Origin of the sequence: Actinomyces sp. 432 (assembly GCF_009930875.1) — a bacterium.
In the GTDB taxonomy this organism is placed as follows: Bacteria; Actinomycetota; Actinomycetes; order Actinomycetales; family Actinomycetaceae; genus Actinomyces.
In genome coordinates this window covers 2238226-2254902 of record NZ_CP025249.1, presented here as the reverse complement: position 1 = coordinate 2254902, position 16677 = coordinate 2238226, and the positions used below count along the sequence as shown (strand labels likewise).

Sequence of the window (16677 nt, the reverse complement as noted above, 5' to 3'; positions counted from 1 at the left end):
CCCTATCACTCTCGCCATGACCAATGCGCTGCCAGCGCTGTGCCCTTGCGTCGCATACGGGATGCCCACATGGGGCGACGAGGGGTACGCGGGCGCAGAAATCGGCCTAAATACGCCCACCAGGGGCTCCAAGCTCGACCCCGACTCGAAGACCCACAACTAGTTCTAGGTCAGCCTGCGGGCCCCGTAGAAAGAGCCAACGCCCTGCTCATGGGCTTTAAAGCCATCAAACGGCGACACTCAACCCATCAATCAGCACCGAAGTTACAGTAACCGCCTTGATCGTCTTCAAGCTAACGCGCTCCTCTGAAGGGAAAACTAATCAGTCTTGGTTGAGAATGCATGTGACGTGAGTTTTCCGCGCGCTATTCATAAATAGCGTGCGGGGGCTGCGGGTCATCGTGCTGTACTTTAAGCATCGGTGAGAGCCAAGGCAACTTGTTTCGCGGCCTGGCCATTGCCGTATGGCACAGCACTTGTTTCCGCGGGCCGCGGGCGCTGCGCTGCGGCTACCAGGTCGGGACCGGGCTCCACCAACACGTTCCACCCCAATTCCACCGTCTCTACCCACTCGGTCTGCGGGCGCACTGTGGTGGTCGGGACACGCAGTAGGAACGCCTCCTTCTGCAAGCCGCCGGAGTCTGTGATGACGCCACGCGCGTGCATCACCGAGGCAATGAGGTCGGGATAGGCGAGCGGCCGGTGTGAACGCAGTGACCCCCGGTCGATCGAGATCCCGGCCGCCTCGCACTTCGCGACCAGCCTGGGGTGGGCGAGCAGCACTACAGGGTGGTCAACCGCTCCCAGCGAATCGAGTACCGTGTTGAGAATCGCCGGATCATCAGTGTTGTCCGGACGGTGGATGGTTGCCACGGAGTATGTTCCCGCAGCCAGTCCCAGCTCGTCCATGATGGCGCACCCGGGCTGCGCGGCGACCTCGTCACGCACCCTGTAGAGAACGTCGGTCATGACGTCGCCAACCAACACGGAACGGGACGCCAGCCCCTCCTCGGCAAGGTGGTCCATCCCCACCTGGGTTGGTGCGAGTAGGAGATCGGCAGCGTGATCGGTGAGCACGCGGTTGATCTCCTCCGGCATGCGTCGGTTGAAGGAGCGCAGGCCCGCCTCCAGGTGCGCGACCGGAATGTGCATCTTGACTGCGGCAAGCGCCGCGGCCAGGGTCGAGTTGGTGTCGCCGTAGACGAGCATCCAGTCTGGGCGATCTCCCTCCAGTACTCCATCCAGGGCGGCCAGCATTGCGCCGGTCTGGCGCCCATGCGTACCCGAACCGACCCCCAGATGGTGGTTCGGTGCGGAGATGCCCAGGTCCGAGAAGAACACGTCGGAGAGCATGGGGTCGTAGTGCTGGCCGGTATGCACGATCACGTGCTCGATTCCGGCTTCCTTAAAGGTGCGGTCGATCGGAGCCAGTTTGACGAACTGTGGGCGTGCGCCGACGACGGACATGACTCGCATGGGGGCTCCTGCGGCTAGTTAACGGTGGACTCTGTCAGCTCACTGACAATGGCGTGGATAGTCTGCTTCTCGTGCTCGAAGCTCAGCTCATGGGCAGCGCGGTCAGAGGCGTGCTTGTAGCTGGCTACCTTCTCCGGCGTCAGCGCACGCAGGGTGGCGACGATGTCAGAGACATCGTTAGTTGTGGAACTGACCCCGACGCCGTAGGTTTTAACTACTCGCACCATCTCAACCGTTGGCCCCACGGCCACGGCCAGGCGTGCCTGGATGAAGTCGAAAATCTTATTGGGGAGAGTGAGACGTGCGTTCGTGTTGAACGGTGGGATCCAAAATACGCCCACATCATATTCGTTCAGAACGGCGGGCAATTCCTCGGGCGGCACCGGGTTGCGGAAGACGATGCGTTCACAGTCTGCGGCACGTTTTTTGAGCGCGGATAGGTAGGCGCCATTGTCTCCGCCGGCAACGAGATATAGATCCAGGGTGAAGTGCTCGTCAAGTTGTTTGACTGCGTCGATAGTCGCTTCGATGTTGCGGCCGTAAATTGCTCCGCCGGAGTGCACGAGGCGAATTGGACCTTCGGTCAGAACGGGGGAGGGGGACAGGTCTGCGTAGCGAGCAGCATTGCGCACCAGCCTGGGGGCGACGCCGTAGCGCTGGTTGTACAGGTCCGCGATCTCTCCGCCGACGGTCGTCACGGCCGCACAGCGCGGGAGATACGTCCGGCAGATGTGGTCCATCAGGGGAGCCACAAGCAGGCGCCAGCTGGTCACATGGGTGCGCTCCTCGGGTGCCCACTCGTGCATGTCCGCCCACACTGGAGCGCCATGGGCCACAGCGAAGGCCGTGGGGATCGCGCGCGCGTCATTGGCGACGACCATGTCGAAGCGGCTATTGCCCACCAGGCGCATAGCAGCCCGTGCCGCGGGTGCGGCAGTCTCGGCGGAGCGCAGGCGGCGAGTGGCCAGCTTCAGCACTCCGGCGGGAGTCTGCGGCAGGGACGGTGCGGAGTCCGGTATCTGCAGGTGATTGACCACGTGGGGTGGCGTGGGGCCGTACCCCACACTAGTGACCTCGCCGACCTCGGCAAGCGCGCTGATCTCGCGCAGGACGCGGGCGTCACGGGCGATCGGAGAGAAGGAGATCACGAGGATAGCGGGGCGTTGGCTCACAAAGGCATCTTAGGGCAGGCGTCTCACGCTTGCCGGTCGATACGCGTGACTGGGATGACTTACGATGGTCGGACCGAAAGGTCGATTGAGGAAGGAACCCGCATGCGCATCGCCGTCGTCGCCCTGGGAAAGATCGGTCTGCCCCTGGCGGTCCAGTACGCCGGAAAGGGGCACGAGGTCATCGGCGTGGACGTGAATCCCGTCACTGTCGAGGCCGTTAACGCCGCCCGGGAGCCCTTCCCCGGTGAGGCCGAGCTCGCCGACCGGTTGGCCCAGCTGGTGCCCGCCGGGGCGTTGCGTGCCACCACCGACTACGCCGAGGCCATCCCCGGCGCCGACGCCGTTGTCCTGGTGGTGCCCCTGTTCGTCAACGACGAGACCTGGGAGCCCGACTTCGAGTGGATGGACGCCGCCACCCGCTCCCTGGCCGAGCACCTGACACCCGGCACCCTGGTCTCCTACGAGACCACCCTGCCGGTGGGCACCACCCGCGGGCGCTGGAAGCCGCTGATCGAGGAGATCAGCGGGCTGAAGGAGGGCGAGGACTTCCACCTGGTGTTCAGCCCCGAGCGCGTGCTGACCGGGCGGGTCTTCGCCGACCTGCGCCGCTACCCCAAGCTGGTCGGCGGCCTGAACGAGGTCGGCACCGAGGCCGGTATCCGCTTCTACGAGCAGGTACTCGACTTTGACGAGCGTGACGACCTGCCCCACCCCAACGGCGTGTGGGATATGGGCACCGCCGAGGCCGCCGAGATGGCCAAGCTGGCCGAGACCACCTACCGGGACGTCAACATCGGCCTGGCCAACCAGTTCGCCGTCTATGCGGACAAGGCCGGCTTCGACATCCAGCGCGTCATCGATGCCTGCAACTCCCAGCCCTACTCCCACATCCACCGTCCCGGCATCGCCGTGGGCGGCCACTGCATCCCCGTCTACCCGCGCCTGTACCTGTCCACCGACCCGGACGCCTCGATCGTGCGCACCGCCCGGTCCTTCAACGCGACCATGCCGCAGTACGTGGTCGACCGTGCCGAGGAATTGCTGGGTGACCTGAAGGGCCTGCGCGTGGTGGTGCTGGGCGCCTCCTACCGCGGCAAAGTCAAGGAGACCGCCTTCTCAGGTGTGTTCCCCACGGTCGAGGCGCTGCGCGCCAAGGGCGCGCAGGTGCTGGTGCACGACCCCATGTACACCGACGCCGAGCTGGCCGGATTCGGCTGGGACGCCTACCACCTCGGCGACGCCGTCGACGTCGCCATCGTGCAGGCCGACCACCCCGAGTACACCACCCTCGCCCCCGCGGACCTGCCCGGCGTGCGGCTGCTGCTGGACGGCCGCCGTGCCACCGACGCCGCCCTGTGGGCGGGCACCCCCCGCCTGACCATCGGCGGGGGCAAGTAACCCGCATCATGCGCCGCCCGGCATAGGCGTGGACCGCGTGGTTCATTGAGCCCTACGGCGGTCTTTCAGAATTCCGGTTCGGTGGGCCCGCACCCGGGCCCACCGGCACGAGTTCTCCCATACGAGGAGGAATACCCATGGTGGGCTGGGTGACCTTGGTGCTCGCAGCGGCAGTTGTAAGCCTGCTGGTGGCAGTTCCCGGCGCGACCCTGCTGGCGGGAGCGGGAACTCAGCGGCCGCTGGCAATCGCCGCCGGCCCCGCCGTAACGGTCGCAATCGTGGGCGTGGCCACAGTGGTCATGTCCCGGCTCGGAATCGCGTGGGACGCGCGGACCGCTGTAGCACTGCTTGCCGCGATCTGTGGTGCCGGCGCCCTGGCGGCGGCCCTGCGCCGACGGCGGGGAGCCACAGACGCGGGTCAGCCGGAGGCCGAGGCCTTTGACTGCCAAGCACGTCGGTCACGCGCACTGGCCGCGTCGGTCTTCGGTGCGGTCACCGCGGGGGGAGCGCAGGTGGCGCTCTTCGCCAGGGCGGTTGGAAGGCCCGACGCCCTGCTGCAGAACACCGACGCGATGGTGCAGCTGAACCTCATCGCAGAGATCGAACGCAGCGGTGACGCCTCCATGCTCACCGCCGCCATACCCGTGACGGGTGGGAACTACCCCACCGCCTGGCACGCGTTCTCAGTATTCCTGGCACCCTTTGCCAACACGCCCTTCGTGTTCAATGCCATGGCCGTGGCACTGTTCGCCGTTCTCTTCCCCACGGGCATGGGCATGCTCACGGCGACCGCCAGCAGAGGTACCATCGCGCGGATTGCGGCGCCGTGGCTCGCGTTGGCCGCCCCCTGGTTCCCCGGCCTCATGCTGACCTTCAGCGCGCAGGCCTCCGGGGCATTCGCGATTGCGCTGGTTCCCTCGGCCCTGGCCGCGGTTGTGCTGCTCTGGCGCAGGCGCCTGGACTGGCGTGCGCTACTGCTCGTGGCGGTAATGGTGCTCGGGATCGGTCTTGCCAGCCCCGGGGCCGGCCAATGGGCGGTGGAGGTCGGCTGCCTACTGGGCTTCATGCGGCTCGCCCCACGCGCGCGCAGCATCTCGCGCGGGCCCCTGCGCCTGGCCGCGGTCTTCGTTCTGGCCCTGGTCGCCTGCCTGCCTCTGATACTGATGACGCGAATCCCCACGCTGCAGGCCATGGGCTCCTTCGACCGCGGACAGATCCCCTTATGGTCGCGATTCCTCGCGCCCGTGCTGCTCAACGACGTGGTGGCGAAAGTCTCCCCAGTGCCACTCGCCCCGGCGGCGTACCTGCCCTTGGCCGTCATGGGGTTTATCGGCCTAATACTGTTCCGCCGTAGGGTGGGGCAGGTGCCGACGGCGGCTCTGGCGGCTGCGGTGCTGTGCGTGTGGATCACCGGGCTTCCGGAAGGACCATGGTGGGCCCTGGTCGGAGGATGGTGGCGGGACTACCCCCGATTCCTCGCGCTGGAGGTGATCCCCTTGGCGTTCTTCGGCGCGCTCGGCCTAGAGGCAGTCGTGCTGTGGCTGCACGGACTGCTGCGTCGGCCGCAGCGGTCAGCACTGGCACGCCGGATCGCCGGACCGGTTGCGGGGGCCGTGGCCCTGGCCCTGCTCCTGGGAGTGTGCGCGCCCAACACCGGTGTCTTCCGCCAGCTGACGACCCGGGGCTACGTCTACCTGATTCACCCGCCGTGGGTGACCGATGCCGAGGCGCTACGCATGGAAGCCGTTGGTGCGCAGCTGCCTGACGACGCCGTCGTCTACGGCTTTCCGCAGTCCGGCGCGGGCCTAATCCCCGTCCTGACCCCGGCGACCAGCGTGCACCGCTCGTGGAGTCCGGCCGGCACCCCCGATGAGAAGTTCATCGCCAAGCACTTTGATGAGATCGACACCAATCCGCGGGTGTGTGAAATCGTCCGCCGGATCGGCGGTACGCCGTACTACTACGAGGACTCGGACATCTCCGATCTGGAGCGGTGGATGCGCTTCCCCGGATACGATGAGGTAGACTTGACCGCCGGGTTCGAGCTCGTGGCAGTACTGGACACGGCGCACCTGTATCGGCTAACCGCCTGCGACTGAGGCTGCCAGCAGCAACCGGGATGAGTATGAACCTACTGCCATCCGCGCCTACAGCGGTCGTGCCCGTGCCCGCCGCGGTCGCAGTCTCGAGCGCGTCGGCACCCGTGACTGCGGCAGCCGCGGCGGCATTGCTACTGGTACCGGGCTGGCTATTGGCGCGCAGCTGGGGCGCGAGAGGCGTAACCGCAGTCGGAAGCGCACCGTCGCTGACTCTCGGCGTACTGGGGACGGCGACGCTGCTCGCCCAGCGCACGGGGCAGCGCTGGGAGCCCACTGCCTTGCTGACCGGCTGGCCGATGCTGCTGCTCGCGTCCGCCTGTGCCGTCGGCCTGGCGCTCAGACGCCTGCCGCTGCCCGTCACCATCACGAGCCGGGATACCAGGGGGACGGACACCCTGGACCGGGACCGCCTGCCGCGGCGCGAGCGGCTGCTGCTCCTAGCCGCCATCACCCTGGCGGGAGGCCTCACCGCCATCCCGACGGCCCTGGGCACGGGATCCTGGGACAACCCCGCCCAGGCCTCGGACGCCGTATTCCACCTTTCCGCGACCGCCTACGTGCGGGAGACCGGGACGGCGTCATTTCTAGGCGGACTGGCACCGATGTATGGCGGCACTGCGGTGTACTACCCGACCGGATGGCACGCGGTTGCCGCGCTGCTGCCTGGCGACGTCATCACCGGGGCGAACCTGCTGGTGGTGGTCCTCGCCGCGCTGGTGTGGCCGCTGGGCGTGGCGGCGCTACTGCGCGAAGTCCTTCCCGGAGCCGGCTCGGTCCTCGCGGTCGGCACCGCCCTGTCAGGCTCCGTGGTGTCGCCGCTTCTGCTGCTCACCAGCGTGTGGCCCTACGGCATGTCAGTGGTGATGCTCCCCGGCGCGCTGGCGCTGCTTGTACGCGCAGTGCGGTCGGGCAAGGTGGGTGCGAGGGAGCGTACCGCCGCCTGGATACTGGCCCTGGGGGCCTGCCTCGGTGTACTGATCGCCCACGGTGCGGCCGTGTTCAACCTGGCGGTGCTCGGCCTGCCCGTGGTTGTGGCGGCCGGAGTCCCGGCATGGCGGAGCGTATGGCGCAGGGGAGTGGGCGTGCGGGTGGCCATCGCCGCCTCGGGGGCGCTGCTACTGCTCCTCCTGGCCGGTGGGGCGTGGACCATGCGCCGACCTCTTGCCGCAGTGTTCAACTACCCCCGTGCAGCCGGGAACATCTGGGAGACCCTGTTCGCCGTAGTAACCGACCACCCCCTCCTGGCCACCTTCACGCCCTGGATACCGGGCAACGCCCTCGTCTTCGCCCTAGCGGTATGGGGAGCCGCGGCGTGGCGCCGGGACACGAGCGTGCGCGCCTGGGCAGTGGGAACGGGAATCTCCCTGCTGTTACTGCTGCTCGCCTCCGGCCCCGCATGGCCGCTGCGCGCCCTCGCCGGCCCCTGGTATACCCAGCGGGCCCGGATCATGCCCCTGCTGACGCTGGGAGTACTGGTGCTCGCGGCCTTCGGCATTCAGCAGGCGCAGCGGCGCTGGGGCGCGGCGAAAGGCGCACCTGCCAGCGCGGTTGGGCGCGGGCTTACGCTGGTGCGGCAGCACGTCCCGGCGACGCTGCTGGTCATCTCCCTACTTGCTGCCCCGGGCTGGCGCTGGGGTCTGCGCGCAGAACTGCTTGAGGCGATTCACGACCCGGAGCGCATCTCCTACGGCGCCATGCTCTCCGCCGGTGAGCTCGACTTCATTCGTCGCATCGGCGGCGCGCTCCCCGACGACGCCGTCGTCCTGGGGGATCCCTCCAACGGCAGCGCATACCTGTGGAGCGTCACCGGGACGAAGGTGCTCTACCCCTCCCGCCCGCGGCCCTCGACCGCGGAACTGCGGTGGCTCGGGGAGAACGCCGACCAGATTGAGACCGACCCGCGCGTATGCGAGATCCTGAACCGGTACGGCGTCGAGTACTACTACAGCGACGACGCCGAGCCTGATGGACTTACCGGGGGTGTGCGTAAGCCCCTGTGGGGAGAGGCGCTGGCTCGGGTGCCGCGCAGCGCGCTGGAGGAAGTGGACTCACAGAACAGCGCGACGCTGTGGCGCATTACCGCCTGCGACGCCGAGTGAGAGTGAGCCCCCAAGACCGGCCAACCCGCCCGCGGGACGCTCGCAGGCGCGCTCACTGCCCCTGAGCGGCGTACTTGGCCTCAACCTCCGCCTTCAGCGGGCGCCACCAGGCCTCATTGTCCCGGTACCAGTCGATGGTGGCCTGCAGGCCGGAGCGGAAGTCCGTGTACCGCGGTGACCAGCCGAGCTCCTGCACGAGCTTGGAGTTGTCGATCGCGTAGCGCATGTCGTGGCCGGGGCGGTCCGCCACGTGCTCGTAGTCGCTGGGGTCGTGGCCCATCAGCTCCAGGATGAGCTCGACGACCTCCTTGTTGTTCTTCTCCCCGTTCGCGCCGATCAGGTAGGTCTCCCCGATGCGGCCCTTGTCAATGATGTCCCAAACGGCGTCGTTGTGGTCCAGCACGTGGATCCAGTCGCGCACGTTCTCTCCCGCGCCGTAGAGCTTCGGACGCACACCGTCGATCAGGTTGGTGATCTGGCGGGGGATGAACTTCTCGATGTGCTGGTAGGGGCCGTAGTTGTTCGAGCAGTTGGAGATGGTGGCCTCCACCCCGAAGGAACGCACCCAGGCGCGCACCAGCAGGTCGGACCCGGCCTTGGAGGAGGAGTAGGGGGAGGAGGGGTTGTAGGGGGTGTCGGGAGTGAACTTTGCCGGGTCGTCCAACTCGAGGTCGCCGTAGACCTCGTCGGTGGACACGTGGTGGAAGCGCACCCCGTGACGGCGCACCGCCTCCAGCAGCGTGAAGGTGCCCACCAGGTTGGTGCGGATGAAGGGGGAGGGGTCGCGCAGCGAGTTGTCGTTGTGGGACTCGGCGGCGAAGTGGACCACCACGTCGGCGTCGGCCACCAGCGGGTCCACCGTGTCTGCGTCGGCGATGTCACCAACCACCAGCTCGATCCGGTCGCCCAGGTCCGCCAGGGACCCCCGGTTGCCCGCGTAGGTGAGCTTGTCCAGCACTGTCACCTTGGCGTCAGGGCGACGCACGAGGGTCTGGTGAACGAAGTTGGCGCCGATGAAGCCGGCGCCGCCGGTGATGAGGACGTGCATGGAGTGCTCCCAGTGCGCTGCTAGAAGGCGTTAGAACGCTCGCAATCATGCCATAGTCGCGGCGACGGGCGCCGCTACGCCCCGGCGGGCGGGGGAGCCGCCGGCGATGGGCGCGGGCCGGCCGCCTTGCCGAGACGGTTCTGCAATCCCAGTGGATTAAACAGCGGAGCGGCATGAATGCACGGGAAGTCCCGGAAATACACAGCAGTAATTCCCGGCTTGTCATTATGTCGTGCGGCACAAAGGGGTCGACTCGGGGCGCGCAATCGGTATCGTGCCCCATGGTTCACATGAATCACATGCGCCTCAAGGTGCACATGTGATTCACAGGTATCGCATGCGGCGCTGAAAGGATCCCCATGAGAGCCCCACGACTCCTCGGACTGACAGCGGTGTTACCTCTGCTGGCGGCCGGGCTCATACCCGCGACCCCTGCGGTCGCCGAAACCGCTACGCAGGCCGCCCCCGTGCAGCTGCTCGAGCTGACCACCTCCGCAGGCGAGGCGACCGAGGTGGCCGAGGCCGGCCTGCTGGACACGGCATCGGCCGGTACCAGCGGCGGCACCGGCGTCAACCCGGGAATCGCGCCGCGGCTGGCCGCCGTAGCCAGGGCGGCCACAGTGGGGACAGCGGGTGGCGTGGATCCGGAGGCGGACGCCCTACTACTTACCGAGCCCCTGGAGGTGGATGACTTCCTGGTAGCCGGCTTTACCTGGACCGGCGCCGACGAGCTGCCCGCGGGACTGAGCGTCTACCTGCGCGTACGCGAGGGCGGGGTCTGGTCCGACTGGTACCTGAACGAGGCCTCCGGCGCCGGCCGCGACGACGCCGCGGGCGTGGCCGGAACCGAGGAGTTCAGCACCGGCGGCGCCGACGCCGTCCAGGCCAGCGTGGTCGGTGACGCGCAGGCCCTTCCCGCCGGACTCCAGCTCGCGCTCATCCCCGGGCGGCCCGCAGGCGAGGAGGTGCTTGACCCGGCGGAACTGAGCGCGGCCGACGCTGAGCCCACCGCAGTGGCCACCCCTGAGGATCCCGAGGAGGAGCCGGCGGGCGGACTCGGCGCGCCCACCGCCGACGCCACGGCGCAGCCCACGGGCGCTCCCGCCACCGATGCGGAGGAGTCCGACCCGGAGAGCTCGGACTCCGCGACGGGTGGCTCCGGCGCGGCCGGCGGAACCTCGCTCGGCCCGGACCTGCAGGCGGCCCTGGAGACCACCACCACTGCGGGCGGCCTGCCCGTCGCGGTGACAACTCGCTCGGAGTGGGGCGCCAACTCCGCCTATATGAGCTGGTCTCCCACATACGCCGCCGCCAAGCACGTGATCGTCCACCACACCGCGGGGACGAACAACTACACCGCGAGCCAGTCCGCCTCGATTGTGAACGGCATCTACTACTACCACGCCGTCACCCTGGGCTGGGGCGACATCGGCTACAACTTCCTGGTGGACAAGTACGGGCAGGTCTTCGAGGGCCGCTACGGCTCCACGGGGGCCGCCGCCGGTAAGATGGTGGTGGGTGCCCACGCCTACGGCGCCAACACCGGCACCATGGGCATCTCCATGATGGGCACGTACACCAGCGTCTCCCCTGGAGCCACCCAGCTCACCAACGTCGGCAAGATGGCCGGCTGGTTCCTGAAGCGGGCCGGGGTCACGAATGCCGCCGGCTCCGCATCCTTCACCTTCAAGTCCACGGAGAAGTACTCCGCCGGACAGACCATCTCCCTGCCGGTTATCTCCGGGCACCGCGACGTCGGCTACACCACCTGCCCCGGTGACGTCGGCTACTCCAAGCTCGGGCAGATCCGCTCGACCGCACAGAACCAGGTCAAGGGCACGAGCGCCCAGACCTCGCCCACGGGATCGCCCACGGGATCGGCAACGGCGGGCAACGGCGCCCGCACCCACCAGGTCTACCTCAATGACTCCTGGTCGGCCGGTGCCAACATCGTGTTCACTTACACCACGCCGGCCACAAGTGTTCTCGCGGGCGACTGGAACGGCGACGGCGTGGACACCACGGGCGTGCGCAACGGCGCCGCCTACGGCTTCCGCAACACCAACACCTCCGGCGCCAGTCTGCGTACCTTCACCTACGGCAGGGATACCGACCAGGTACTCGTCGGGACTGGGACGGCAACGGCACCGACACGCTGGCGGTACGCCGCGGCAATACCTACTACTTCAAGAACTCCATGTACGGCGGGGGAGCGGACAAGGTGGTGACCTACGGCACCGCCGCGGACGAGGTCGTCGTCGGCGACTGGAACGGGGACGGCAGGGACACCCTCGCCGTGCGCCGCGGCGCCGAGTTCCACATCAAGAACTCCCTGGCCGGCGGCAAGGCGGATCGCGTCGTCATCTACGGCAGGGCCACCGATGCGGTGTATGCGGGCGACTGGAACGGGGACGGCAGGGACACCCTCGCCGTGCGCCGCGGCGCCAGCTACTACGTACGTAACTCCCTGTCCAGCGGCGTCGCGGATACCGTGCAGACCTACGGCCGCAGCGGGGACCAGGCCATCGTCGGCGACTGGAACGGCGACGGCAGGGACACCTTGGGAGTGGTGCGCTGAACAGCGGGGAGGACCACTCCCGGCGGGCGGGGCGTCCGCAACGGCTTGTAGGCTAGCTCCAGCCATTGCCGCCTCGCGCCCCGGGGGTGGTGCGCCCATCCGAGAAGGAAGCTGATGAAACTGTTCGTGCAGGTCCCCTGCCTCAACGAGGAGGGGACGCTGGGCATGGTCCTGGACACGATCCCCCGCCAGATCGAGGGAGTCGATCAGGTCGAGATCCTCGTGATCGACGACGGCTCCACCGACCGCACCGTGGAAGTTGCTCGGGAGCACGGGGTCAAGCACTTCGTGCGCCACGCCCGCAACATGGGCCTGGCCCGCTCCTTCCGCGACGGCGTTGACTACGCCCTGGCGCACGGCGCCGACATCGTGGTCAACACCGACGGCGACAACCAGTACAAGCAGGAGTACATCGGAGAGCTGGTGGCCCCGGTGGTGCGCGGCGAGGCGGACATCGCCATTGCCGATCGGCAGACCGCCAGGATCGCGCACTTCTCCTGGTTCAAGAAGCGCATGCAGCACTTCGGCTCCCAGGTGGTCAACTACGCGGCCGGCACCCGCCTGCCTGACGCCGCCTCCGGCTTCCGCGCCTACTCCAAGAACGCCCTGCTCAAGCTCAACGTCATCACCCAGTTCTCCTACTGCATGGAGACGATCATCCAGGCAGGCAACAAGCGGCTGCGCATCGCCTCGGTGCCCATCACCACCAACCCCAAGACGCGTGAGTCCCGCCTGTTCAACAACATCTTCCAGCACATGGCCAAGTCCGGTGGGGCCATCACCCGCTCCTACCTGATGTTCAAGCCGCACGTGGTGCTGGGCTGGCTGGCCGCACTGTTCGCGGTTATCGGGGCGATTCCGTTCATCCGCTTCTTCATCCTGTGGTGCATGGGCACCGCCGGCGGCCATATCCAGTCCCTGGTCTTCGGCACCACCATGCTGGTAGCGGCCCTGCTGAGCGTGGCTCTGCTGGTGATCGCCGATTTGCAGCGCACCAACCGGGTGCTGATCGAGGAGACCCTGGAACGGGTGAAGAACATCGAGTACGGGCGGGTGGACCACACGCAGATCCCCGGTATCCGTGCCGCCCTGGTCTCCGGCCGCCCCTCCGGGGCCGATCCCGCCTACAGCCGGGAAGACTGAGGCATGCGCAGGATTCTTGGCTTCGGCACCTACGACACCGCGGCGCACCCGCGTGTGGAGGTGCTGCTGGAGGGACTGCGGCGCACCCCCGGCAATGTGGTCCGGGAGCTGGATGAGCCGTTGGGTCTGAGCACCGCAGATCGGGTCGCGATGCTCAAGCAGCCGTGGCGCCTGCCCGTCCTCGGCGGGCGGCTGGCCTCGCGCTGGTCCCGCCTGGCGGCCGGCAGCCGTCGCTTCCGCGGCTCCCGCAAGCCGGACGCCCTGCTCGTGGGCTACATGGGCCATTTCGACGTGCTGCTGGCCCGCCTGCTCTACCCGCGCACAACGATCATCCTGGACCACCTGATCTTCGCCTCCGGCACCGCCCGCGACCGTGGCGAGGACGGTGCCAAGGCGAGGCTTCTGTCCGTCCTGGACCGGATGGCTACGCACTGCGCCGACGTGGTGGTCCTGGACACCGGCGAGCACGCCGCCAAGCTTGATGGCTCCATCGCCGACCGCGGAGTGATTGTGCCGGTCGGGGCCCCCAGGTCCTGGTACGGGGCCGGGGAGGCCGCGGCTGCCGCGCGCGCCGACGACGACGGTGCACGAGACGCGGAACGTCCGCTCACCGTGGTCTTCTTCGGGCTGTTCACCCCGCTTCAGGGAGCCCCCGTTATTGCCCAGGCTCTGCGCCTGCTCGCCGAGCGCGGCGCCCCGGTACGCGCCCTGCTGATCGGAGCGGGGCAGGAACGCGCCGAATGCGAGCAGATTCTGGCCGGCTCCCCGGCCGCGCAGGCGGTTCAGTGGCGCGACTGGGTGGACTCCGCCGAGCTGCCCCGCGTAGTGGCCGAGCACGACGTGTGCCTCGGCATCGTCGGCACCACCGACAAGGCGCTCGACGTCGTACCGAACAAGGTCTACCAGGGGCTTGCGGCCGGCTGCGCCGTCGTCACCTCCGACACCGCCCCGCAGCGGCGAGTGCTCGGTGACGGCGCCGTCTTCGTGCCGCCGGGTGATTCCCGTGCGCTGGCGGACGCCCTGCAGCATCTGGCAACCGACCCGGCGGCCCTGCGCGACGCACGTGCGCGGGCCGCAGCGGCCGCGGCGGCATTCGTCCCCGAACAGGCCGTGGCCCCGCTGGTGGACGCCCTGGAGCGCAGGCGCCGGGAAGAGGCGCGCCGGTGAGCACGCTCCTGGGCGGGATCACGGGGGCGCTGCGCTCCACCCCGGTGCGTATCGGCTTCCTCATACTGGTGGTGGCGCTGGCTGTGTACGCGGTCGTCTCCCAGTGGGATGACATCGTGGCCGCCATGGCCGGAATGAGTCCGCTGGCCCTGCTGGGCTCACTGCTGGCCGGTGTGGTCTACGTGCTGCTGACCATGCTGGCCTGGCGGGTGCTGCTGGCAGACATGGGCACAACCCTGCCGCCCAGCGCGGCCTTCCGCGTCTTCTTCGTCTCCCAGCTGGGCAAGTACATGCCCGGCGGGGTGTGGAACATCCTTGCCGCGGCAGAGCTCGGCGCGGACCATGACATCCCCCGCCGCCGCTCGGTATCAGTCATGGCGGTAACGGTAATCGTCTCGATCGTCACCGGCGCCGCGCTGGCGGTGGGGACGATGCCATTCGCCTCGGAGCGGTTGCGTGACAGCTACGGCTGGGTGACTTGGACACTGCCGGTATTCGTCACCATGCTGGCGCCGCCGGTGCTCAACCGGCTGCTGCGGCTCGTGTTCCGACTCACCGGGCGGCCGCCGCTGGAGCACCCGGTGAGCTGGTCCGGGATCGGCGCCTGCACGGTGTGGACGCTACTGGCCTGGGCGGTAGCGGGCGTGCAGGTGTGGCTGCTGGCCGTCGGCATCGGGATGGAGGCTTCGGCGGCCACGCTGGCGCTGTGCGTCGGCGGGTACGCCATGGCCTGGACGGTAGGCTTCCTGATCGTCTTCGTTCCTGCGGGCGCGGGCGTGCGCGAGGGTGTGCTCGGACTCGTCCTGGCGGGGTCGCTGAGTACCGGCGGCGTGGTGGCCGTGGTCTTGCTGTCCCGCGTGGTGCTTACGATCGCGGACTTGGCCATGGGCGGGGCGGGAATCGTGGCCGCCCGGCAGGGCCGTCGGCGGGAGCAGGCACAGCCCGAGTGAGCCGCTGGGGCCGACCGGGCGGATTGCCGATAGATGAGGAGGAGCAGCATGGTGACCGCGTCCAGCATCGCCAGCACATTCGGTCAGGTGGGCATGACCCGAACTGCCGCTGGCAGCGCTGCCAACGCCGCGACTGACGCCGCCACTGATGTTGCCGGGCGGAGCGCGGCCTCGCGGCGCGGCAGGCGGGCTGCGGGCGGTGGCGGAGGCTCCCGCGCAGGGGCGGTTTGGCGTAGGCGGTGGCCCGATGTGGGTGTTGCCGCGGCGATTGCCGCATTCGCATTCGCCATCGCCGCGCTGCAGATCTGGCGTGTTGATGAGATCAGCCCCATCGACGAGGCCACGCACATCGATTACGTGTGGCGCATCATGCACGGCGAGCTCCCGCACCGTGGTGACACCTACACCTCCTTCACGCTTGAGGAGTGGTCCTGCCGGAAGCAGGCCAGTGTCTATAACAAACTGCCCGAGTGCGGCGTGACCGACCGCTCGCAGTTCAAGGTGATACTGGAGAACTACAACGCCTGGCAGCCTCCGGGCCTGTTCGCCGTGGTGGCCGTGATGACCCGCATGGGCATGGCGGTGAGCTCCCTGGACCCGGTGACGCTCATGCGCCTGTCCTGCGCGGTCTTCATCGCGGTGGGCCTGGGGATGGTATACGCCCTGATGCGCATGTGGTCCCTTCCGCGCGGGCTTGCCGCTGCGGTGGCCCTGCTACTGCTCGCTAATCCCTTCACCCTCATGATGGCCACGACCGTGTCCACCGACGCGCCCTTCCTGGTGTTCGGGGTGCTGTCCGCGATAGTGCTCACGCGCGAGCTGTCGGGCAGGTCGGCGGCGCTACTCGCCCTGGTCACCGGCGCCTGCGCGGGCCTGGTCAAGACGATTGCCCTGGCCAGCCTGGTGATCGTGCTCGGAGTACTCGGCGTCATCGCTGTGGTGCGGCTGGTGCGCGGAAGCGGCCGTTGGTGGCAGCCGCTGCTCACAGTGGCCGCAGGCGCCTCCGGGGCGGGGCTGGTGACGCTGGTGTGGGGACGATACGTCACCGCCCACACGCCGAGCGGTTGGAGGAACCTGGTCCTCGGGCAGAACAACACCGAATACGTGGGAAGCCCGTTGGACGAGTGGCTGCCGACGCTCACCGACGTATTCGGGTATACGGCGGGATCCTGGGAGGGGTCCCCGGTAATGACGTACCACGGCCAGTTGCTGACCAGCCTGGCCGGCCTGGCACTGACCGTGGTGCCGTTCTGCGGACTCATCGCGTTGCGCGGGAGGGAGCGGCTGCTCGCCGGCATCGCGGCGGTGGGTCCGGTGCTGGTGGTGCTAATAGTCCAGATTCAGGCGTGGGTGCGTGAGGAGGTCTACTTCCCCACCGTCTCGGCGCGTTACGGAGTCACGCTGATCCCGCTCACGGCTCTGGTGCTCGGGCTGCTGCTAAAGCCCCTGGGGCGACGCGGACAGGCCGTCGTCTGGGGCGTGTGCGCCGTCGTACTGGTGCTGGTGGTGGCAGATGTCATGGGAATCGGCAGGGTTGCCTAGCCGGC

At 68.2% G+C, this 16677-nt stretch carries 12 protein-coding genes; 9 read left to right on the top strand and 3 right to left on the bottom strand.

What is annotated here, in order from left to right:
• Positions 1-411 precede the first annotated feature (411 nt).
• Positions 412-1476 (bottom strand): non-hydrolyzing UDP-N-acetylglucosamine 2-epimerase, encoded by a 1065-nt coding sequence (gene wecB / locus CWT12_RS09375; RefSeq protein ID WP_161924590.1) that lies wholly within the window; start codon positions 1474-1476, stop codon positions 412-414.
• A gap of 14 nt (positions 1477-1490) precedes the next feature.
• Entirely contained in the window at positions 1491-2648 is a 1158-nt protein-coding gene (locus CWT12_RS09370) for a glycosyltransferase (protein ID WP_161924589.1), read from the bottom strand.
• A gap of 102 nt (positions 2649-2750) precedes the next feature.
• Between CWT12_RS09370 and CWT12_RS09365 the strand changes: the two genes are divergently transcribed.
• The 3 genes from CWT12_RS09365 to CWT12_RS09355 all read left to right on the top strand — a co-directional run bounded on the left by CWT12_RS09365 (position 2751) and on the right by CWT12_RS09355 (position 8244).
• A complete protein-coding gene (locus CWT12_RS09365; protein WP_161924588.1) occupies positions 2751-4046 on the top strand; it encodes a nucleotide sugar dehydrogenase in 1296 nt (431 codons plus the stop codon).
• Positions 4047-4183: 137 nt separating this feature from the next.
• The gene (locus tag CWT12_RS09360; protein WP_161924587.1) at positions 4184-6145 is read left to right on the top strand and encodes a DUF6541 family protein; all 1962 of its coding nucleotides are present in this window, start codon (positions 4184-4186) and stop codon (positions 6143-6145) included.
• 26 nt (positions 6146-6171) lie between these two features.
• Positions 6172-8244 carry a DUF6541 family protein gene (locus tag CWT12_RS09355; protein ID WP_237564123.1) on the top strand — a complete coding sequence of 691 codons (2073 nt, stop codon included), beginning with the start codon at positions 6172-6174 and terminating at the stop codon, positions 8242-8244.
• Positions 8245-8296: 52 nt separating this feature from the next.
• Here the strand turns inward: CWT12_RS09355 and rfbB are convergent, their stop codons facing one another.
• Positions 8297-9292 carry a dTDP-glucose 4,6-dehydratase gene (rfbB, locus tag CWT12_RS09350; RefSeq protein ID WP_161924586.1) on the bottom strand — a complete coding sequence of 332 codons (996 nt, stop codon included), beginning with the start codon at positions 9290-9292 and terminating at the stop codon, positions 8297-8299.
• A gap of 359 nt (positions 9293-9651) precedes the next feature.
• Here rfbB and CWT12_RS09345 point away from each other — a divergent pair, with 359 nt between their 5' ends.
• From CWT12_RS09345 to CWT12_RS09320, 6 genes are all read left to right on the top strand, one after another.
• Complete coding sequence (locus CWT12_RS09345; RefSeq protein WP_161924585.1) at positions 9652-11520, top strand: N-acetylmuramoyl-L-alanine amidase; 1869 nt, start codon at positions 9652-9654, stop codon at positions 11518-11520.
• The gene (locus CWT12_RS09340) at positions 11517-11870 is read left to right on the top strand and encodes a hypothetical protein (RefSeq protein ID WP_161924584.1); all 354 of its coding nucleotides are present in this window, start codon (positions 11517-11519) and stop codon (positions 11868-11870) included. Before CWT12_RS09345 ends, CWT12_RS09340 begins: the two co-directional genes overlap by 4 nt.
• 114 nt (positions 11871-11984) lie before the next feature.
• Positions 11985-13013 carry a glycosyltransferase family 2 protein gene (locus CWT12_RS09335; protein ID WP_161924583.1) on the top strand — a complete coding sequence of 343 codons (1029 nt, stop codon included), beginning with the start codon at positions 11985-11987 and terminating at the stop codon, positions 13011-13013.
• Between the two features lie 3 nt (positions 13014-13016).
• Positions 13017-14180 (top strand): glycosyltransferase family 4 protein, encoded by a 1164-nt coding sequence (locus tag CWT12_RS09330; protein WP_161924582.1) that lies wholly within the window; start codon positions 13017-13019, stop codon positions 14178-14180.
• Positions 14177-15130 (top strand): lysylphosphatidylglycerol synthase domain-containing protein, encoded by a 954-nt coding sequence (locus CWT12_RS09325; RefSeq protein ID WP_202616186.1) that lies wholly within the window; start codon positions 14177-14179, stop codon positions 15128-15130. Before CWT12_RS09330 ends, CWT12_RS09325 begins: the two co-directional genes overlap by 4 nt.
• 48 nt (positions 15131-15178) lie before the next feature.
• The gene (locus tag CWT12_RS09320; protein ID WP_161924581.1) at positions 15179-16672 is read left to right on the top strand and encodes a phospholipid carrier-dependent glycosyltransferase; all 1494 of its coding nucleotides are present in this window, start codon (positions 15179-15181) and stop codon (positions 16670-16672) included.
• Positions 16673-16677 lie beyond the last annotated feature (5 nt).